The organism is Eubacterium sp. 1001713B170207_170306_E7 (assembly GCF_015547515.1).
Lineage (GTDB): Bacteria > Bacillota > Clostridia > Eubacteriales > Eubacteriaceae > Eubacterium.
Genome location: NZ_JADMVE010000004.1, coordinates 54,187 through 72,355, shown reverse-complemented (window position 1 = coordinate 72,355; position 18,169 = coordinate 54,187). Strand labels below are relative to the sequence as shown.

22 protein-coding genes are annotated in these 18,169 nt (G+C 49.4%); 15 read left to right on the top strand and 7 right to left on the bottom strand.

Features of this window, described 5'->3' with window-relative positions:
• Positions 1-12: 12 nt before the first annotated feature.
• The 10 genes from I2B62_RS10900 (at position 13) to I2B62_RS10855 (ending at position 8,746) form a co-directional block, all read left to right on the top strand.
• Entirely contained in the window at positions 13-720 is a 708-nt protein-coding gene (locus I2B62_RS10900; RefSeq protein ID WP_195269094.1) for a chitobiase/beta-hexosaminidase C-terminal domain-containing protein, read from the top strand.
• A gap of 116 nt (positions 721-836) precedes the next feature.
• Positions 837-1,478 (top strand): hypothetical protein, encoded by a 642-nt coding sequence (locus tag I2B62_RS10895; protein ID WP_243259497.1) that lies wholly within the window; start codon positions 837-839, stop codon positions 1,476-1,478.
• 116 nt (positions 1,479-1,594) lie between these two features.
• On the top strand, positions 1,595-2,149 hold the full coding sequence (locus I2B62_RS10890; RefSeq protein ID WP_195269092.1) for a zinc ribbon domain-containing protein: 555 nt from the start codon (positions 1,595-1,597) through the stop codon (positions 2,147-2,149).
• Between the two features lie 26 nt (positions 2,150-2,175).
• Positions 2,176-3,591: an ABC transporter substrate-binding protein gene (locus I2B62_RS10885; protein ID WP_195269090.1), complete on the top strand. Its 1,416-nt coding sequence runs from the start codon at positions 2,176-2,178 to the stop codon at positions 3,589-3,591.
• A 25-nt stretch (positions 3,592-3,616) separates the two neighbouring features.
• Positions 3,617-3,955: a hypothetical protein gene (locus I2B62_RS10880; protein WP_195269089.1), complete on the top strand. Its 339-nt coding sequence runs from the start codon at positions 3,617-3,619 to the stop codon at positions 3,953-3,955.
• A gap of 105 nt (positions 3,956-4,060) precedes the next feature.
• Positions 4,061-6,037 carry a bacterial Ig-like domain-containing protein gene (locus tag I2B62_RS10875; RefSeq protein ID WP_195269087.1) on the top strand — a complete coding sequence of 659 codons (1,977 nt, stop codon included), beginning with the start codon at positions 4,061-4,063 and terminating at the stop codon, positions 6,035-6,037.
• Positions 6,038-6,143: 106 nt separating this feature from the next.
• The gene (locus I2B62_RS10870; RefSeq protein WP_195269085.1) at positions 6,144-6,494 is read left to right on the top strand and encodes a hypothetical protein; all 351 of its coding nucleotides are present in this window, start codon (positions 6,144-6,146) and stop codon (positions 6,492-6,494) included.
• Positions 6,495-6,739: 245 nt separating this feature from the next.
• On the top strand, positions 6,740-7,663 hold the full coding sequence (locus I2B62_RS10865; RefSeq protein WP_195269083.1) for an AEC family transporter: 924 nt from the start codon (positions 6,740-6,742) through the stop codon (positions 7,661-7,663).
• A gap of 58 nt (positions 7,664-7,721) precedes the next feature.
• Entirely contained in the window at positions 7,722-8,243 is a 522-nt protein-coding gene (locus I2B62_RS10860; protein WP_195269081.1) for a hypothetical protein, read from the top strand.
• Complete coding sequence (locus I2B62_RS10855) at positions 8,240-8,746, top strand: DNA topology modulation protein FlaR (protein ID WP_195269080.1); 507 nt, start codon at positions 8,240-8,242, stop codon at positions 8,744-8,746. The genes I2B62_RS10860 and I2B62_RS10855 overlap by 4 nt, the downstream gene beginning before the upstream one ends.
• Before the next feature lie 37 nt (positions 8,747-8,783).
• Here the strand turns inward: I2B62_RS10855 and bcp are convergent, their stop codons facing one another.
• A complete protein-coding gene (bcp, locus tag I2B62_RS10850) occupies positions 8,784-9,248 on the bottom strand; it encodes a thioredoxin-dependent thiol peroxidase (RefSeq protein WP_195269078.1) in 465 nt (154 codons plus the stop codon).
• 197 nt (positions 9,249-9,445) lie between these two features.
• Here bcp and I2B62_RS10845 point away from each other — a divergent pair, with 197 nt between their 5' ends.
• Both I2B62_RS10845 and I2B62_RS10840 read left to right on the top strand, forming a co-directional pair.
• Positions 9,446-10,081 (top strand): MarR family transcriptional regulator, encoded by a 636-nt coding sequence (locus tag I2B62_RS10845; RefSeq protein WP_195269076.1) that lies wholly within the window; start codon positions 9,446-9,448, stop codon positions 10,079-10,081.
• 204 nt (positions 10,082-10,285) lie between these two features.
• Complete coding sequence (locus tag I2B62_RS10840; RefSeq protein ID WP_195269075.1) at positions 10,286-10,987, top strand: toll/interleukin-1 receptor domain-containing protein; 702 nt, start codon at positions 10,286-10,288, stop codon at positions 10,985-10,987.
• Between the two features lie 44 nt (positions 10,988-11,031).
• Here I2B62_RS10840 and I2B62_RS10835 read toward each other — a convergent pair whose 3' ends face one another.
• Both I2B62_RS10835 and I2B62_RS10830 read right to left on the bottom strand, forming a co-directional pair.
• A complete protein-coding gene (locus I2B62_RS10835) occupies positions 11,032-11,853 on the bottom strand; it encodes a MerR family transcriptional regulator (protein WP_195269073.1) in 822 nt (273 codons plus the stop codon).
• Between the two features lie 93 nt (positions 11,854-11,946).
• A complete protein-coding gene (locus tag I2B62_RS10830; protein WP_195269071.1) occupies positions 11,947-12,696 on the bottom strand; it encodes an AAA family ATPase in 750 nt (249 codons plus the stop codon).
• A 337-nt stretch (positions 12,697-13,033) separates the two neighbouring features.
• On the opposite strand from I2B62_RS10830, the gene I2B62_RS10825 reads away from it, so the two are divergent.
• The 3 genes from I2B62_RS10825 to I2B62_RS10815 all read left to right on the top strand — a co-directional run bounded on the left by I2B62_RS10825 (position 13,034) and on the right by I2B62_RS10815 (position 16,120).
• Complete coding sequence (locus I2B62_RS10825) at positions 13,034-14,710, top strand: Na/Pi cotransporter family protein (RefSeq protein WP_195269069.1); 1,677 nt, start codon at positions 13,034-13,036, stop codon at positions 14,708-14,710.
• An 8-nt stretch (positions 14,711-14,718) separates the two neighbouring features.
• The gene (ytvI, locus tag I2B62_RS10820) at positions 14,719-15,810 is read left to right on the top strand and encodes a sporulation integral membrane protein YtvI (protein WP_195269067.1); all 1,092 of its coding nucleotides are present in this window, start codon (positions 14,719-14,721) and stop codon (positions 15,808-15,810) included.
• A gap of 61 nt (positions 15,811-15,871) precedes the next feature.
• Positions 15,872-16,120: a hypothetical protein gene (locus tag I2B62_RS10815; RefSeq protein ID WP_195269065.1), complete on the top strand. Its 249-nt coding sequence runs from the start codon at positions 15,872-15,874 to the stop codon at positions 16,118-16,120.
• 42 nt (positions 16,121-16,162) lie between these two features.
• Here the strand turns inward: I2B62_RS10815 and I2B62_RS10810 are convergent, their stop codons facing one another.
• From I2B62_RS10810 to I2B62_RS10795, 4 genes are read right to left on the bottom strand one after another with little or no spacing between them, the layout of a single operon-like run.
• Positions 16,163-16,531, bottom strand: coding sequence for an MmcQ/YjbR family DNA-binding protein (locus I2B62_RS10810; protein WP_195269063.1), 369 nt, complete (start codon positions 16,529-16,531; stop codon positions 16,163-16,165).
• Positions 16,524-17,012 (bottom strand): VOC family protein, encoded by a 489-nt coding sequence (locus I2B62_RS10805; RefSeq protein ID WP_195269060.1) that lies wholly within the window; start codon positions 17,010-17,012, stop codon positions 16,524-16,526. Before I2B62_RS10805 ends, I2B62_RS10810 begins: the two co-directional genes overlap by 8 nt.
• 22 nt (positions 17,013-17,034) lie before the next feature.
• A complete protein-coding gene (locus tag I2B62_RS10800; protein ID WP_195269059.1) occupies positions 17,035-17,283 on the bottom strand; it encodes a helix-hairpin-helix domain-containing protein in 249 nt (82 codons plus the stop codon).
• Positions 17,284-17,314: 31 nt separating this feature from the next.
• Complete coding sequence (locus I2B62_RS10795; protein ID WP_195269057.1) at positions 17,315-18,142, bottom strand: helix-turn-helix transcriptional regulator; 828 nt, start codon at positions 18,140-18,142, stop codon at positions 17,315-17,317.
• Positions 18,143-18,169: the final 27 nt, after the last annotated feature.

Sequence of the window (18,169 nt, the reverse complement as noted above, 5' to 3'; positions counted from 1 at the left end):
AAGGAGAAAGAAATGAAAAAGAAAAATCTGCATAAACTGTTTTTTGCGCTTTCACTGACAAGTGTTCTCTTGTTGGCGGGGTGTACGCCAGGCGAAAGCAAGAAAGCAATCGTGCTTGACGCACCAACCTACTCGCTCAACGCCGGAACCTACGCCGGAGAGCAGCAGGTCACAATCAACCCGCCAGAAGGGGAGGAAGTGGCTGTCTATTATACACTGGATGGCAGTAACCCGACCAAACAGTCCACAAAATATGAGAGCCCCGTATCGATTCAGACCACATTAACCCTCAAGAGCTATGCGGTGGATAAAAACGGCAATACCAGCGATATCAAATCCGCCGAGTACATCATCAGCGCGCCCGCCGCGACACCAGCGCCAAAAAAAGAAATGACCGCTGATGAGGAGCTGACCGTGTTTAAGCAGAATGTGCAGGGGCGGTGGTCAAAACCTGGAAGTTCGCGTTTAATGTCTATTAAGGATAATAAAGAACAATACGGGAGAGAGGGCACTGGGCTTACTCAATATATAATTACCTATGAAGTGGAGTCTGGCAGTAACGGTGAAAAGGGGTATCTTGTATCGAGTGATGGGAAGAAAGTCTATGTTAACTGCTCGCCCATGGGCGATGGTTTGATCACCATCAATGGGGAAGAATGGCTTTATGTCAGTGATGAACCCCTCAAAGAAGACGTGTCGGATGAAGAGTTCAGTTATTAAGCATGACCATTATGGAGACAACAGATAAAAGAAAGCATTGCCCGCACTGCGGGTCTCCCCTTCCAGAAGAGGCGACCTTTTGTCCAAACTGCATGACAAAACTGTTACAGGAGGAAGTGTTAAAACCACCAAAAAACAGGCGCCTGTCCGTTAAATGGAAAGTTTTGACAGCGATTGCCATTGTGCTGCTTTTAATCTTGGGGGCAGTATTTGGATATGTTATTGCCCAGAAAACAAAGCCGGAGGACAATAGCCCCGCAGGCGTTTTTGAAAACAGCCTGATGGCAGCCCAAAAAGAGCTGCACTATCAAAAGCAGATACCAATTAAAGCAGTCACAGCCTTTTCAGACACCTCAGAAAGCAGCTATAAACCCATTGACGGCGTGGATACAGGCGTCAGCATTGATGCGCTGGAGGGGATTAAGGCAGAAGTCTGGTTTAACAGAGAAGGAACGAACTTTTATATTCGTGTAATGCATGTCGATGAAGCCGATAAGACGGCAGTGTGCCAGCTCATTGAGATGATTTTCACAGCCTTTACCCGGGAAAGTCCAGATGCTTCTTTTTTAACCTTTTTAAAAAGCAATACCGATTTTAAAAACAAACTTATGTTAGAAGATACCACAGAAGGACGTACGCTGAACGGTACATTTAATAACCATGCCTGCCAATGGAAAGTGATACCATCTGTGTACCCCGGTGCGGACGGCGCTGGATGGAGCTATGATTTTTTATTGACAGCGCAAAAGAAAGATTAAGCCGTCTGCTTAGGACAAAACCCGCCTTATGGGTTATGATGCACTCAGAAGGCGGGTTGTTTTCAATCTTGATTATGAATGATAGTATAGAATTATGATTATAAGGAGTGGATGAAATGTTAAACATATTAAATTGTCCAAACTGTGGGCATGAAATACAAAAAGAAGACCAGTTTTGCGGTTATTGTGGAGCAAAATTAATTCAAGAAAAACAAGAGGATGAAGCAAAAGTAGAAACTGTGGTAAGGGAGAAAAAACAAAATAAAAATCACTCTGACATATTTCGTATTGGTGGCACCCTTGTGTGTCTTGTACTGATCATGATTATAATTAATATTGGTAGAAATGCAGGAGTGCAGTACCAGGTTGATAATACTTCCGATAATAATTATACTTCAGAAGTACAAATGCCAGCAGGGAGCACAACCGATGAAGATTATGGTCAACAGGAAGAACAAACAATAACAAAAACCAGTGATCCCTATGCAAACGCCATGAAGGAGTATAACGATATCGAAACAGTACGTAAGCAATTGGATTACTATGTTAATTTGTTGCCAGAAGCCGTTACGACAGAAGCTATGGGCGGACGGCCGTCAATGTCTTCTGCTGAAATTCAAATGAAAATCACAGAATTAAACAGCAAACTTATGAGCTTTTCAGGGCAATAATATATTTAGAAGAAAAGGGGAAAGAGATGAAAAAGAAACGCATGGATCAGAGAAAAGTTTTTATTGTGATTCTTTTAATACTATCCATCACTCTTACTGGATGTGACAAAAAACAACCAGCAGAAAAAGATCCATTGAAGGACGGTGTCTTAAAAATCGGTACCAACGCCACGTATGTTCCAATGGAATATCGTTCTGAAGACAATGACCTGGTAGGATTTGATATCGACCTCGGTAACGCGTTGGCAGAGGAACTTGGCGTTAAGGCAGAATGGGTGGATACTTCCTGGGATGGCATTTTTAATGGTCTGGATAATGGCAGTTATGAGATTGTAATGGCCGGCTTGTCCATCACAGAGCAACGAAAAGAAAGCTTTATCATGAGCGAACCATATTATATTGATGGCACCGTGATCTTTGGTCGAAAAGGTGACACTGAAGCAAAAAACGCAAGAGAATTGGAAAATAAAAAGGTAGGGGTTCAACGAGATACCAATGCGGCCAGTCAGGCCGAAAGCATAAAAGTAACCAGCGGTACTTCCTATGATATTATACCTTTTGACAGCACCTTAGAGCAGTTTGATGCCCTTGAGAAAAAAACAGTTGATTACCTTATCACAGACCTTTCTGTCGCAAAATTTTATATGAAAATAAAGCCTGATACCTACAGCATCACTTCCAATAATTTGGCGGAACGTCCTGTGGGAATTGCCATTCCAAAAGACGAACAGGCCTTTGCGGATAAAGTAAACGAGGCGATCAAGAAGTTGAAAAGCAACGGTAAAATGGATGAATTAAACAAAAAATGGTTTGGTGATACGGGTTCTGCGGCAAGCAGTACGCAGAAAGAAACAGAACCTTCACCAACTACGGAGGGACGATCAACAGATCAGAGAGAAAACGCGAGCGTTGGTAAAAACTACAGTAATCTGGTCGAATCAGGGCCTGGAGACAATGGGGCGCATTTTACCTTTTCACTGTTAGATTTTACGAACCGTTTTAATGCAATTGAAAATAATAACTCAATTACCTACAGCCAATGGGAAGATGGACTGTCCTCGAAACAAGCTAGAAGTGGAACACCCCTAAAACAAAAGCTTTATATATTAGGTGGAAGCATGCTGGGCGTAAATCTTGAACTTGGACGGCCAGATATTAATTCGATACTTATTACAACACCGAATGAAAATTTTCAAAAATATAATGATAATTTTCAAGCGGTATCAATCATTGCAATTGCGGCTGCCTCAGATGTTGACTCGGTGAAAGCCGCAGAGCTTTATGATCTGGCCTGGCAATACGCAACTCAGGGAAAGAGCACTATTGTCTATAACCATATTTGTTATAAGGTCGCACTAACTGAGGATAAGAGTCTTATGTTTTATATTCTTCCCGTTTCCGATGCATTCATTAAGGAAACTGGTTTAATTGAAGTCAATTAATTGATAAAAGATTGGATAGATAAAAATGATGAACTATCCTGTGAAAGAAACGACGAACCGAAGATGGGATAAGATTTTGTTAGGGGGCCTTGGCGCGCTCTGTTTTGGAGGATTTTTATTATCAAGTACAGGTAGTTTCGTGGCTTGGTACCTGGTGGTAGGAGATGTCATTTTAGTGGCATTGAGTATTTATTCGTTTATTCAGGGAATTATACCAATAACCATAAGTTTTTACGAAATAAAATGTCCAAAATGTGGAAATATGGTCTATTTTCCAGTGGACTCAACAGGTTGGGATTGCTCTAGTTGTAAGACAAGACTGATTATAAAAAATGAAGAAATTATTGCGTTATCAGACCTTTGAGGGTAAAACTTTAAAATAGCATCATAAATCTCTCGACATTTTATGAATAATAGTATATAATTATGAAATATAGTATCATTTATACGTTGATAGGAAAGGAAAAAAATGAAAAATAAGGTATTAAGCAAATATTTAGCAGTATGTATTGCACTTTTAGTGTTATTTGGTATGGTGGCTTGTTGTATGCCCAATATGGCAAGAGCACAGGAGAATGATAGGTCAGGAACACCAGTTATAAAAATGTATGGACTTGGGAAAACACAGGCGAATTGTTTAAGATGGAGAGATGGCAATTTTCTTTTTGCAAGGGAAGCAGATGGAGACGAGTTCACAACCTATTTCAGTGAATCACCGATTACAAATGAGAATCCCGGTGAAAAAGTTTCGAATGAGTTTTTAACAAATTTAAAACCAGGAACTACTTATTATGCTGTCGCAAAAGATTTATATAAAGGGGAATCATACACGACGGAGCAGATAAGTTTCAGAACTTTGGATGCGGATACACCGGTCATTTTAACATTGTCCGAAAACTTTCTGGGTGCGGACAGTCTGGGCGTAAAAATGAATATCAATACGATTCCGTCCGATTATCATAATGACAAAATTTATTACAGCGATCGGCCTATTTCAAAGGATAATCACGGTGACAAACAAGTATACTTGGGGGCTGGCGATACTGATTTGATTGGACGGTATTCAAGAGGTTCGGTTAAAGGATTACTACCAAATACTACCTATTATTTTATTGGAACGACTGTAATAGATGGCGTAGAATATTGGTCGGAGCCAATTGAAATTAAAACACTTGAAAAAAACATTGAGTCAATTTCAATCAAAAAACTTCCAACAAAAACAGAATATGTGGAAGGTACGGAATTTGACCCTTCAGGAGGTATTCTTTCTATAACTTATGAAGGCGGAGATGTACAGGACGTTAAACTGGACGCTGAAGGAGTAGTCTGTAATGTTGATATGAATCAGGTAGCTGATGAAGTTCCGGTAACGGTTCTCTATAATGGACGTAAAACAAACTTTAATATTAAAATTATGGCAAAAGTTTTGGAAAGTATCGACATTTCAAAACAACCTCAAAATGAGTATTTTGTTGGTAACTCATTAAACTTAGAAGATGGAGAACTAACTCTGGCCTATAATAACGGCACAACAGATACACTTGCCATGAACGAAAAAGATGTAACGGTAACAGGTTATGACAAAGACAAAACTGGGGAACAAACACTTACTGTAACTTATGGTGAAAAATCTACAGAGTGGAAGGTTACGGTTGTTTCAAAAGTTGCTGTCGAAAAAGTTATAGACATGATAAATAAAATTGATCTTGAGAATCTGTACGAATCAGACCGGAAGACAGTATACAATGCAAAGGGAGCTTATGATAAATTAGAAACACAGCTTGAGAAGAATGCGGTTACAAATATTGAAGTGTTGAATAAAGCTGTCGCACTTTTTGAAGCGCCATTCCACAGCGAAGATATTGTCAACAATGTGACCATTACAGCAGATGGTAAAGCGAATATTCTTCCGCTTAAAACCCGACTGACCGCAAAGATTTCTTTAATTGAAAACAACCAAAAACAAGCGGTTCTGGTATCTTTTAAAAACAATCCAAGTATGATTGGAAGTTATGATCTGTCGTATGCTTATCCTGAGAAAAACGGTAAGGATTATGAAGCAGCTTTAACTGAAGGTAGTCAAGTTCATTACAGCATTCCATTAAATCCTTCTTTAGTGGGCAATAGAGCCGTAAATGTGGTATATATAAATACCAAGGGAGAAATTAATATCCTTAAATCAGAATATAAAGAGGGAATATTAACATTTGACAGTGGCAAAACAGGTACATTTGCCTTTGTTTTGACGGATGTTCCGGCCCCAGTTGATCCGGTTAATCCAGAAAATGGAGGCAGTAATACGACAAACTCTGTAACAATCAAGAATTCTAATCCTTTAACAGCTATTTTCAGTGCACAAAATGGAGCTTTGAGTATAGCAGTAGGACTGGGTATTTTAATTGTAGCAGGAGCTGCAGCTTATGCTGCAAAAAAGAAACATATTTAGAATAAAATAATCATTGGGGCAGACTCTGTGACCCAAAAAAACCGAGAGCTTGGTATAGCTTTCGGTTTTTTTGTATAGATAATAACACATTTAAAAGGAGATTGAAATGCAGAATAAATATACTGTTAATGAAATGAAAACGATATATAATTCAAACGTCACGGCTTTTCAACCCGTTTATCACGAAAAACGCCATCGTGTATTAATCCACTATGACAACGGAAATAAATTGATCCTAAACGAGAACATGGAAGGGTTTTATGAGCTTATCTTAAATAGCACGGGAATATCCGTTCTACATCGTATTGGAATTGCCGCCCATATAATAATTGATATATTCAGGGATAGTGAAACAGATATCCGTCTTTCACCGATTTGTATAAAGCCGGGCCAGTCGTTTATTGGTTTTAAAAGAAAACAGGGGCCTTTTTACATCTGTCGGTCTAAAATTAATTAAAGACAATCCCAGGGCTTGCTATAATGGTATTCTTACAACCCGCAGAGGCTTATATTTTGAAGTAAAAGTATCTGATTCGGTAATTCACCAGCGTATGCTGGAGTGCAGAGCAGTAGAAATTGCGCTTTGGCATAACGATTAATGGTTGACAACAGTAAGCCGCCTAAAGTAAAATTAATAGTGGAAATCGTATATAAACGATAAAATCAAGCTTGAAAGTATAGGCACTGGAGGGAAACAGCAACATGACCGCCATTTTACTGAAAGCCGCGGCCTTCGTCCTGGTGATCCTGCTCGGCTATGGTTTAAAAAGAGCCGGGCTTTTCGGGCCAGGGGCGGCGGATACGGTCACCAAGATCATGCTGAACATTACGCTGCCCGCAGCCATTATCACAGGCTTCTGCGGCTTTGAGAAAAGCGGCACGCTCTTTGCGCTGGTGGTTTTGGGGTTTCTCTGCAATGTGGGCATGTACCTCGTGGGCTATCTGATGACTTTGCGCGGCAGCCGGCCGAAGAAGGCTCTGTATACCCTCAACCTGCCGGGCTACAATATCGGGGCCTTTACCCTGCCCTTTATCCAGAATTTTATGGGGCCCTCCGGCGTGGTGGCAACCTGTATGTTTGACACCGGCAATGCCATCATGTGTACGGGCGGCGCCTACGCGGTCACGGCCTGTCTGGTGGGCAATCGCGACGGCAGCCCGGTGACGGTCCGGTCCTTTTTTAAACGGCTGCTGTCCTCAACGCCCTTTGATACCTACATGGTCATGCTGGCGCTGGCCGGCCTGGGCGTCAGGATTCCAGAGGCGGTCGATACCCTGCTCAGCCCCATCGCCGCGTCCAACGGGTTTATGGCCATGCTCGTCATTGGCATGATGTTTGAGTTCAGGGCAAAGCCCGCGTATCTGAAGTCAGCCGCCCTCATTCTGGTGATCCGTTACGCGGCCGCCGCGGGGCTTTCCTGGCTGGCCTATTTTTATCTGCCGCTGCCGCTGCTGATGCGGCAGGTGCTGGTCATTCTGCTCTTTTCACCGGTCACGGTGCTGTCGCCCGTCTTTACAGAAAAATGCGGGGGAGACGCGGGCCTGTCCAGCTTTACGGGCTCGGTGTCCATTCTTATCAGCATTGTGATCATGGTAACGCTGGTGGCCGTCATGCATATTGGCTAAGGACAGCCGCCTGATTTTATGCTATAATAAACTACCGAAATTTTACAGAGGAGAGTCGATGATGCGAGAAAAAAGCGTTTCACTTTTGTGTACCCTGCTGGTTTTGATGACCTGCTTCTGCGTGTCGGTTTTTGCGGAGGAAACCATCACAGTCACGACAAGCCCGGCCGATACCATAACAGACACCTCCGCCATTTTGAGAGGGGTCTACTATACAGACGGCGCGGACATCACCGAGCGCGGCTTTGCCTATAAGCCGGCCGAGACCGGCGACGAGGACTATAAAACCGTGGTGATGCACGGCGATAACAGCGTGACCCGGTTTGGCTATACGCTGGATACCCTGCTGCCAGATATGGCTTACACCGCCATGGCCTATGTCAAAACCGAATCGGGTATGCACTATGGCCCCGAAATCGCCTTCCGTACCCTGGCCGCCCCGGTGCCGCCCAGCGAAGCAGCCGGTGAAACACCCGAAACGGGTATGGTTGAGGACGCCCTGAGTGCGGCGCTGCCCATGCTGCTCATGCTGTCCATGGCGCTGTCCGCCATGGTACTGCTCAGGAACAAGGCCCGATGAAGATCGCGGTGATTGGCTACAGCGGCGCAGGCAAGTCGACGCTGGCCAAAAAACTGGGGGAAGCCCTGGACTGCCCGGTGCTCCACCTGGATAAGGTCAACTTTCTCCCCGGCTGGCAGGAGCGGGACCGCGATGAAGCCCGGGAGATGGTCGCGTCCTTTATGGCGCAGGATTCCTGGATCATCGACGGCAACTACGGCGAGCTCCACCTGGACCGGCGCATGGCCGAGGCCGATAAGATCATTATGCTCTGCCTGCCGAGGCGCGTCTGCTTCCCGAGAGCCTATATGCGCTACCGCAGCTCCAAAAACCAGGTCCGGGACAGCATGGCCGACGGCTGTGAGGAAAAATTTGATTACGTGTTTGCCAGGTGGATTTTAAAGGACGGGCGCAGCAAGCGCCACCGGAACTGGTACCGCGGCCTGCAGGAAAAGGATCCCCGGAGGGTTTATCTCTGCCGCAGCCACCGGGATGTGAAAAATCTGCTGGAAAATTGGAAATAAAGGCAGCCCAGGGTAAAACTCCGGGCTGCTTTTTTAATTACGCTTCGCCTTTTAAATGCTTTAAAATCTGATCGGCGTTTTCCGCAGGCTTTACCTTTTCGTAGACCTTTTCGATCATGCCGGCCTCGTCGATGATATAGGTGGTGCGGACAATGCCCATGTAGGTTTTGCCGTACATTTTCTTTTCCTTCCAGACGTCATAAGCCTGGATGACCTGGGTTTCCGGGTCGGAGAGCAGCAGGAAGGGCAGCTCGTACTTCGCTGCGAAATTGGTGTGCGAGCGGGTGCTGTCCTTGCTGATGCCAATGACCACCGCGCCCAGGGCCTCAAACTCGGAGTACGCGTCGCGAAAGGTGCAGGCCTGGGTGGTGCAGCCCTTGGTATTGTCCTTTGGGTAAAAGTAGAGAATGACCTTTTTGCCTTTAAAATCAGAAAGGCTGACCGGGTTGTTGTCTTTGTCAGGCAGTGTGAAATCCGGTGCCTTGGTACCTTGTTGTAACATAATTTGCTCCTTTTCTTTTTTAAATAGGATACCCTTATTTTACACGTTGGAACGTTTATGCGCAACAAAAGCTCAAAAAAATTAATAAGGTACCTTGACAAAAGGAAAACAAAGGTGTAGAATACAATAATAAGGTACCTGAATAATAGATGATGCGGCGAAACGCCGTATCTTCAAAGAGCACAAAGGAGAAAAAAATGAATCACCTCAATGAAGAATTAATGGAGCAGTTTAGAAAATACCAGTTTTTAATGCACCAGGGCATGCGCCGCTTTGCGCCGAAAGGCCCCAAGGAGGACCCGCACCACGGGCAGGGCAAGGTGCTGGTGATGCTGTCTGAAAATGACGGCGTCAGCCAGAAGCAGCTGACCGAGCAGTCCGGCATCCGCCCGGCATCCCTGAGCGAGCTCATCATCAAGCTGGAACGGAACCAGCTGGTGGAACGCCGCAAAAATGAGACGGATAAGCGCAACATGGACGTTTATCTGACCGAGGCCGGAAAAGAGCTGGCAGACACCATCAAAAGCCGAAAGGACGAATCCGCAGATTTTCTGTTTGACGTTCTGTCCGAAGAAGAAAAGGAAACCCTCTTCGGGCTTTTCGACAAGCTGATCACCGCGCTGGAAGAAAAGGTCGCGGATATGGACGAGGAAATGCCGCCGGCTCCCCACCCGCATGGTCCCCACGGCCCGCATCATGGCCCCCATCACGGGCCGCATCATGGGCCGCAACACGGCCGGGGCCCGCATGGCCCGCATCGTCCGGAGCATGACGACCGGGAGCCAGAGGGCGAAGCGGCAGATGTTTTGAATGAAGAACAAGAAGTGGAATAATTGGACATGGTTTACCCGGTTTTGTGTGCGGAACAGGCAACAAAACCGGGTTTTTTTTGTCAAAATATATCTGCAAATTTATTTTACAAAAAGAAATAAACCCGTTATAATTGGCTTACAGGAAACGTAAACCATTGCAGCTGCACCCCGGATATTTTATTTTAACGGAAATTCAACGAATTCTATTTTGAAATGAGGTACGAGATGTTTACAGCCTTTAACTTAACCATGGATGAAAAAGAGATGGCCCGTCTGGAAAAGGAAGCCGCCGTTTCAGAGCAAAATGAAAACGAAAATCAGGAAAAGGTCGTAAAAGACCTGAGGCGGTACCTTGACATGGGCGCGGATTTTGACGGCGAGGCCCTGCAGGCGGCATGCTTTCCCGAGCTTCAGTTTCAGGTGTTTTTGTCCCATGCTCAGGCAGACGCGCCCCTGGTGTCCCGGCTCGAGCGCTGGCTCCGGGAGGAGCTGGGCGTTTCCGCTTTTGTGGACGCATGGGTCTGGCAGGCCGCGGATACACTGGTAGCCGAGGGCTACGCGCCCGGCCATGTTTATCCCTTACTGCACATGGTGTTTGGCAAAATGATCGCCCAGAGTGAATGCGTGATCTTTTTGAACCCGTACCACTCCCTGAAAAAGCCGGGGCCGGTCGGGGAGACCCCCTGGATCTACGCAGAGCTTCAGACAGCCCGCATGACCCGCAAGAAAAAACCGGAGCGGTTTAAAAAATTCCATTTCGCGGTAACGCTCGGCACCCAGCTGAAAATAGCGTTTGACCCGCAGCTGCCCAACTTGCTGCTCTTAAACGCCGAAGACCTTGAAAAATGGTACGGCCAGCAGCAGGTAGTCTCAGAAGAGGTCTATCATCTGGATCTGCTGTATCTGCAAAAACAAATTATTATCTAAAGCAAAAACGCCCTCCGGCCGTTTTCCGGCCGGGGGCGTTTCGTTTATTTTTTGGCAATGGGGAAGCAGCATTCCGTTACCCATTTTTCAGAATCACTGGTATCGCCAGGGCCCACATGGTAGACGTTGAACATGGTGCCGTTTGTCCGGTAGCCGTTTTCCTCGATCCAGTGCATGGCCGCGATGTTCACGCCGGTGATCTGGTCGTAGTCCCCGGTAAAGGTAACGCTGGCCACCAGGCGTGCCGGCAGCGTTTTAAAGGTAACGTGCCCGGTATCCTGGTAAGTGCCAAGCACAGCGGCCTGTACCTCCACATCCGGGTTGGTTTCGTTGTATTCGGCGTCGTGGTAGGTGGCGGTGTTAAAGGGCGGCGTGGTGAATTTTGCGTGCTGGGGCGCGATTTCGGCATACAGCTGCCCCCACAGGCGGCCCTCCTCGGTGTAAGTGCTCAGGGTGTCACGCAGGCTCGCAACCTGGCAGGATGGCAGTTCTTTGGCAATAACGGTATAATTTTTCATGGTTTCTTCCTTTCTGCGCAGCCTCTCACCGGCGGTTTTCAGCTGTCTGAGCTGAACCTGCAGTTTTTCAGCTTCCTTCAGCTTTTTCCGGTAGCAGGCCTCAATGTGTGTTTCAAGAGCCTGGGAGCCGCTGCCGCTCTCAAGAATTTCGCCGATGGCCGTAAGGCTCAGGCCCATGCGCTGCAAAGAGACAATGGTGCTGACCGTGGTCAGCTGGGCGGCGGTGTAATAACGGTAGCCCGTAAAAGGATCCACCCTTTCCGGGAGCAGAAGCCCCATCTCCTCAAAATGGCGCAGCATACGGACACTGACGTAGCAAAGCTTGGAAAATTCTCCGATCTTCAGCATGTTCCCATCTCCTTTCAAAGTTGGTGTTTTTGAGCTCATCCTTAGTATAATCCCTCACACAATGGCAGAGTCAAGGAAGAAAATAAAGTTTTTTTAGTTCAGCAAATAGTGGAGCATGCGCTCCGGGTCCTCAAGAAACATTTTGGTCAAAAGGTAGGGCTCTGTCTCTTTGTAGGGCGTCCGGGCCAGGCCGCCGTCCGGCGATAAAACATGGATATCCGCGTCCGGGCAGGCCAGCAGGATGGGGGAATGGGTCGCGATGATAAACTGGGAGCCGCCCTCGGCCAGGTTGTGGATCAGAGACAGCAGGGTCATCTGGCGGGAGGCGGACAGGGCGGCCTCGGGTTCGTCGAGGATATAAAGCCCCCTGCCCCGGAAACGGTTCTGGATCAGGGCCAGAAAGCTCTCACCGTGGGACTGGGCGTGAAGCGAAATGCCGCCGTAGCTGTTATAAAGGCCGCCGCCTCCATATTCCTGCGTTTCAAGGTTCTCGATTTCCGAGGCAACATTGTAAAAGCTCTCAGCCCTCAGAAAGTAGTTGTCCTCAGGCAGCACCAGCCCTCTGGTCAGGCGGATAAACTGGTAGAGGGCCGAATGGGTATCGCGGGAATGAAAATTAAAATTCTTCGATCCACCCTCCGGGTTAAAGCCATACCGTACCGCGAGAGCCTCCAGCAGGGTGGATTTGCCGGTGCCGTTTTCGCCGCAGAAAAAGGTGATATTTTTCTCAAAGGAAAAGGACTCAAGCCGCTGAATAACCGGAAGGTCGGAGAGATAGCTCTGGCCGTAGGCCGGATCGTCCCGGTCGATGGAAAAGCGGCTGAGGTAAAGGGTACTGAACATAGGCGCCTCCTGAATGAATATTTTATGACTTTATTGTAACAGCTCCGGGCCAAAAAGCCAAATGGCAGGATACGGCGTTTCGCCGCAGGCTGTCAAGGGTGCAATGTTAAATGTTTGTTAAATCTTGCGCATTCTATTGTGTTTTGGCAGGGACTCTTTTATAATGACATCAATGAAGTATTTGGAGAAATGATGATGAACAATGCTGCTGCTGCGCTTGCCTTGATTGAAAATGAACGCATTGCACAGAGGTGAGACACAGCCTGTACCCTCAGGGATACGGGGTGTGTCTTTTTGTATGGCGGCGGTTCGTCCGGTAGGAGGAAAGAGAAAAGTTATGGGTGTTACGGATGTTTTGGGCCTGCTCGGAGGGCTGGCCCTGTTTCTGTACGGAATGCAGATGATGAGCTCCGGCCTGGAGGCCGCAGCGGGCAACCGTATGAAGCAGATACTGGAACGGCTGACGTCGAACCGGTTTCTGGGAGTGGCCGTCGGGGCGGCCATCACGGCGGTTATTCAGTCCTCATCGGCCACAACCGTCATGGTGGTGGGTTTTGTCAACTCAGGCATGATGACCCTGATCCAGGCCGTCTGGATCATTATGGGAGCCAATGTCGGCACGACCATCACGGGCCAGCTCATCGCGCTGGACGTGGGGGCTCTGGCGCCGCTGTTCGCCTTCTGCGGGGTCGCCCTGGTGGTTTTTACCAAGAAGGTGAAGCTGCACCACTGGGGGCTTATCGTCGCCGGGCTGGGCATTTTGTTCATCGGCATGGATATGATGAGCGCGGCCATGATGCCGCTGCGCGACTCGCCGGCCTTTGTAAGCCTGATGACGCGATTTTCCAACCCGGCCCTTGGGATTCTGGCCGGGGCGGTCTTTACAGCCGCGATCCAGTCCTCGTCGGCCTCCGTCGGGATTCTGCAGGCCCTGGCCGTCAGCGGCGTGATCGGCCTGCCCAGTGCGGTGTACGTGCTGTTCGGGCAGAATATCGGCACCTGCATCACGGCGGTGCTGGCGTCCATTGGCACCAGCCGCAACGCCAAGCGCACCACCGTGATCCATCTGCTGTTTAATGTGATTGGAACCACTGTTTTCACCGTGATCTGCATACTGACACCGCTCACCGCCTTTGTCCAGTCGCTGTCTCCCGCCAACCCGGCGGCCCAGATCGCCAACATGCACACGCTGTTTAATCTTGCCACAACGCTGATGCTGCTGCCCTTTGGCACGCTGCTTGCAAAGGCGGCGGTCAGGATTCTGCCCGAGCGCCCGTCCGAGAAAAGCGGTGGCCGCCAGCTTCTGTACATCAAGCCTGTGGAGGCATCGCTGGAATACCAGATGGGAACCTCGGCGATTATTGTGAACGGGGTATGGCGTGAGCTGCGGCGCATGGCGGAAATGGTCAACGAAAATCTGGAGCAGGGCTTCCAGGGTGTTCTCGAGAAGAGCAGCCGCTATACCGAGGCGGTGGCCGAGTCTGAAGCGTATGTGAATTACCTGAATACAGAGATTTCCCGGTACATTTCCCATGTAATCACCTATGAGCTCAATGAGGAGGACGGTATTCTGGTATCGGCGTTTTTTAAGATATGCGGCAGCCTCGAGCGTATCGGAGACCACGCGGTCAACATCAGCGAGCAGGCCCGTCTGCTGGAGCAGAAGCAGATCGCGTTTTCCGACGAGGCCCAGGAGGAGATACAGTCACTCCGGCAGGTGAGCATCGGGGTGCTGGATTCCCTCAGCCGGCTGGAGGCCATCACCGAAAAAAGACTGGCCGAGATTGCCGACTACGAGCAGGAGATGGACGACCTGACCCTTGAATACCAGAGAAACCAGATGGCGAGGATGAAAAAAGGGTGCTGCTCAGATGAAGCCTGCGTGATCTATTCCGAGATCCTCATGGATATCGAGAGCATTGGCGACCATATTCTGAGCATCGGGGAGGTGCTGGTACAGGCCAGCAGCAAGGGCACGGCTGTAGATGCCGGCCAGGAAGTCTATGCGAGGTAGGGTGTGTGATGGAGACTGAAAAACGGCGGGCCTTTATTATTCATTTCACGTATTTTGCCATTCTGGCGCTTCTGTGCTTCGCGGCGCTTAAATACGCGCTGCCCCTGCTGGCGCCCTTTGTGATCGGCTTTCTTTTGGCTTATCTGCTGAGAGGCCCGGTCCGGCTGCTGTCGGACCGGCTGCGCCTGAACCGGAAGGTCTCGGCAGTGGTGGTGGTGCTGGTTTTTTACGGCACCATCGGGATTCTGATCGCACTCCTTGGGATCAAGGCCTTTACCGTCGCCAGAGAGCTGATCTTTAACCTGCCCCAGATCTATGCGGGGCATGTGGAGCCTGTGCTCATGGGCATTTTTGACGGGGTCGAGCAGTCCGTGCTCAGGATGGACCCGGCCCTGGTGGCGGCCCTTGAGGAGATGTTTGACCGCCTGGTGCAGTCGCTGGGGCAGATGGTCTCCAGCCTGTCTGTGGGGGCCATGGGCGCGGTGTCGGACATCGCTTCCTCGCTGCCCGGGCTTTTTATCAAGCTGCTGCTGATGATCATCTCCACCTTTTTTATCGCCATCGACTATGACCGCCTCACAGGCTTTGTCATGCATCAGCTGAGCGGAAAAACCAAAACCGTGTTTGTCCAGATCAAGGCGTATGTGGTGGGCACGCTCTTTGTGTGTATCCGCTCTTACGCGCTCATCATGAGCATTACCTTTGTGGAGCTTGTGCTGGGCCTGACCCTCATCGGCGTGGACAATGCCCTGCTCATCGCCTTTGTCATCGCGGTGTTTGATATTCTGCCCGTGCTGGGCACAGGCGGCATTATGATTCCCTGGACGGTGATCACGGCTTTGCAGGGCAATTATCCCCTGGCGCTGGGCCTGCTGCTGGTTTACCTGGTGGTGACGGTGGTGCGCAACATCATCGAGCCCAAAATTGTGGGAAGCCAGATTGGACTTCATCCCGTAATCACGCTGGCCAGTATGTTTGTGGGCCTCCAGCTCTTTGGCGTCGTGGGGCTTTTCGGGTTCCCGATTCTGCTCTCACTGCTGTGCCATTTAAACGAAACGGGGACAATCCGCCTGTTTAAGCCTGTGGAGGATCCCCTGTAGGATAAAGGATTGCTTTAGCGTCTGAATCAGGATATAATAAGCAAAAAGGGAGAAAAGGAAAATGTTTTTCTGGAACCGGCACGAGGTTTATATCGGAAACGATATGAATAAAGCCATGACGATTAAGACCATCTTAAAATGTAACGGCATTAAGTTCGATACCCGGCTGGAGGGCGGCAATTCGGCCTATGGCGCCCGCAATGCCATCGGCACCGTTCACGGTTCGCTGTCCGCCAATACGCTCTATCATATTTATGTCCATAAAAAGGACGAGGATAAAGCAAACTATCTGATTAACCACAAAGATTAAAAAGGAGATGATGCGGCGTTTTGCCGCATCATCTCCTTTTCGTTATGACACTTCTTCAATTTCACGCTGCACCTTTTTTGGCAGGCTTTTTAAAATCGTCTCGTAGGCGCTGTCAAGCATTTTCCGGACCGTGTCCTCGGGCACGTCACGCTCAAGGTAGAGCGTGTTCCAGTGGACCTTATTCATGTAATAGCCGGGGATAATGGCGCCGGGGTAGGCGGCCCGGAGGGCCAGGCCCTCCTCGGGCGGCAGCTTCAGCGTAAGGATGGGATCGCCGGTTTTGTGCGTGCCCATAAAGGCGAACATCTTACCGTGAAGCAGGTACTTCATCGCCTCCCATTCGGCCTGCCAGGCCTTTTCAACCCCTTTTTTCTCCAGAAAGCAGGCGTCGATCCAGGGATATTTATCCATGCTTTTCCGCCTCCAGCTCCTTTGCCAGAAGCTGAACATAGGGGAGCGGGCACATGGTGCGCCCCGCGGTCTCGGCGACGCTTAAGCCCTGGGACAAAAACCGCTTGATCACCAGCGAGAGGGGCTCGCCCACCTCGATGATGTGGCGGTCAGGGTCATAAAAACGGACTACCCGCTGTCCCCAGGCCTGGGTGAACAGCGGCCGCACCAGCGGCACGTCCTGGCGCTCCAGAATTTTGAGGAAGCTGTCCAGCTCCTCCTCCTCAAAGTACAGCTCCGTATCGTTGCCGCCAAAACAGACGGCGTCCTCCGGCCTGTCGATGAATTCCAGCCAGGTTTCCTTTGTCTGGAGGGCGACGCCACAGTCATAGCTGACATTGACGCCCAGATCCATGGCCACCTTCAGCCCCAGCAGCTTTTCATAAAAAGCCCGGGATTTTTCCATATCCGATACGACAAGCATAAATGCGTTGTATTTCATTTGATCTCCTTTGCCAGTGGAATCAGTCCTTCCAGTTCCACCACTTTAGTTTTTCAGGCTCATACTGGGTGTTTTCTGCAAAGTAAACCGCCAGCCGGTAGACATAGAGCGCGCACCGGTCCAGCTGCTCGCCCCGCTGCCGGCATTCCCGGGCATACATTTCCTCAGGGTCGGCCCCCTTTAAAGAAGCCACGCTGCTGTAGCCGAGCTCCAGCAGCTGCTTTTCCATACTTGGGCCTACCCCCGGGATGGTTTGTAAATCGCTTTTCACCAGATCAACCTCCTCGTCCTGCCATTATAGACTAAAACTTATAGCGTTCATTGTAAAAATCCGACATGTGGGCGTAATATTTTGTGGGGGACTCGCCGCAGACCGCTTTAAAATCATGGTTGAAATGGGCCTGGTCATAATAGCCGAGGGACTGGGCCAGTCGGGTGAAGGCCACCGGGTCCTTTTCCATGCGCTGCATGGCCAGGTTGATCCGGGTCAGACGGGTGAAGGTCTTGTAGCGCATGCCCAGGGCCTCTGTGACCAGACGCTGGAGATGGCGCTCAGAATACCCGATTTTTTCGGCGGCGGCCCGGACTGTGGCGAGACCGCTGAGCTGCCCGAGAATGGGCGGCAGGGGCTTTGGGTTTCCGGGAAACCCGGCCAGGCTCTCCAGCAGCAGGGCATCCAGCGTGCGGGTCAGGTGGGCGGTTTCCGGCAATTGCTCAAAGGCCCTTCTTATCCCAGCGTCGAGGCAGGGGTGCACGCTTTCAAGCGGCTCCCGGCGGTCGGTAAAATCCTTGAGGTTCAGCCCCAGGAGCCGGTTGGCGCCTCCGGGGAGAAACTCGATAAAAAAACGCAGCGGAATCTTTTCCGCGTCTCCCAGAACCACGACGGTTTTAGTGGTAGGCCCCCAGAAACAGCCGGACAGATCACTGCCGCCGCAGGAAAAGACCACGCAGCCGCTGGCGTCCGGGATCAGGGTCAGCTGTTCAGGGAGACGGCTTTCGGGAAGCGGCCCCTGGGCGCAAAAGGTGTAATGGGCGATGTAAGGCCTTAATAAGGGGTGGGGCGCGATGTATAAATGGGTCGGTGTGTGTGCCAGGACCGGTAATCCCGGCAGTCTTTCAGGCTGCTTCATGGCGTTCCTCCTGTTGTAGTGTGTTCA

Bases quoted from the DNA above. Each gene is read 5' to 3' on its own strand.
- I2B62_RS10900 (WP_195269094.1), top strand. From the start codon at position 13: ATGAAAAAGAAAAATCTGCATAAACTGTTTTTTGCGCTTTCACTGACA.
- I2B62_RS10890 (WP_195269092.1), top strand. From the start codon at position 1,595: ATGTTAAACATATTAAATTGTCCAAACTGTGGGCATGAAATACAAAAA.
- I2B62_RS10885 (WP_195269090.1), top strand. From the start codon at position 2,176: ATGAAAAAGAAACGCATGGATCAGAGAAAAGTTTTTATTGTGATTCTT.
- I2B62_RS10880 (WP_195269089.1), top strand. From the start codon at position 3,617: ATGATGAACTATCCTGTGAAAGAAACGACGAACCGAAGATGGGATAAG.
- I2B62_RS10875 (WP_195269087.1), top strand. From the start codon at position 4,061: ATGAAAAATAAGGTATTAAGCAAATATTTAGCAGTATGTATTGCACTT.
- I2B62_RS10870 (WP_195269085.1), top strand. From the start codon at position 6,144: ATGCAGAATAAATATACTGTTAATGAAATGAAAACGATATATAATTCA.
- I2B62_RS10865 (WP_195269083.1), top strand. From the start codon at position 6,740: ATGACCGCCATTTTACTGAAAGCCGCGGCCTTCGTCCTGGTGATCCTG.
- I2B62_RS10860 (WP_195269081.1), top strand. From the start codon at position 7,722: ATGATGCGAGAAAAAAGCGTTTCACTTTTGTGTACCCTGCTGGTTTTG.
- I2B62_RS10855 (WP_195269080.1), top strand. From the start codon at position 8,240: ATGAAGATCGCGGTGATTGGCTACAGCGGCGCAGGCAAGTCGACGCTG.
- bcp (WP_195269078.1), bottom strand. From the start codon at position 9,248: ATGTTACAACAAGGTACCAAGGCACCGGATTTCACACTGCCTGACAAA.
- I2B62_RS10845 (WP_195269076.1), top strand. From the start codon at position 9,446: ATGAATCACCTCAATGAAGAATTAATGGAGCAGTTTAGAAAATACCAG.
- I2B62_RS10840 (WP_195269075.1), top strand. From the start codon at position 10,286: ATGTTTACAGCCTTTAACTTAACCATGGATGAAAAAGAGATGGCCCGT.
- I2B62_RS10835 (WP_195269073.1), bottom strand. From the start codon at position 11,853: ATGCTGAAGATCGGAGAATTTTCCAAGCTTTGCTACGTCAGTGTCCGT.
- I2B62_RS10830 (WP_195269071.1), bottom strand. From the start codon at position 12,696: ATGTTCAGTACCCTTTACCTCAGCCGCTTTTCCATCGACCGGGACGAT.
- I2B62_RS10825 (WP_195269069.1), top strand. From the start codon at position 13,034: ATGGGTGTTACGGATGTTTTGGGCCTGCTCGGAGGGCTGGCCCTGTTT.
- ytvI (WP_195269067.1), top strand. From the start codon at position 14,719: ATGGAGACTGAAAAACGGCGGGCCTTTATTATTCATTTCACGTATTTT.
- I2B62_RS10815 (WP_195269065.1), top strand. From the start codon at position 15,872: ATGTTTTTCTGGAACCGGCACGAGGTTTATATCGGAAACGATATGAAT.
- I2B62_RS10810 (WP_195269063.1), bottom strand. From the start codon at position 16,531: ATGGATAAATATCCCTGGATCGACGCCTGCTTTCTGGAGAAAAAAGGG.
- I2B62_RS10805 (WP_195269060.1), bottom strand. From the start codon at position 17,012: ATGAAATACAACGCATTTATGCTTGTCGTATCGGATATGGAAAAATCC.
- I2B62_RS10795 (WP_195269057.1), bottom strand. From the start codon at position 18,142: ATGAAGCAGCCTGAAAGACTGCCGGGATTACCGGTCCTGGCACACACA.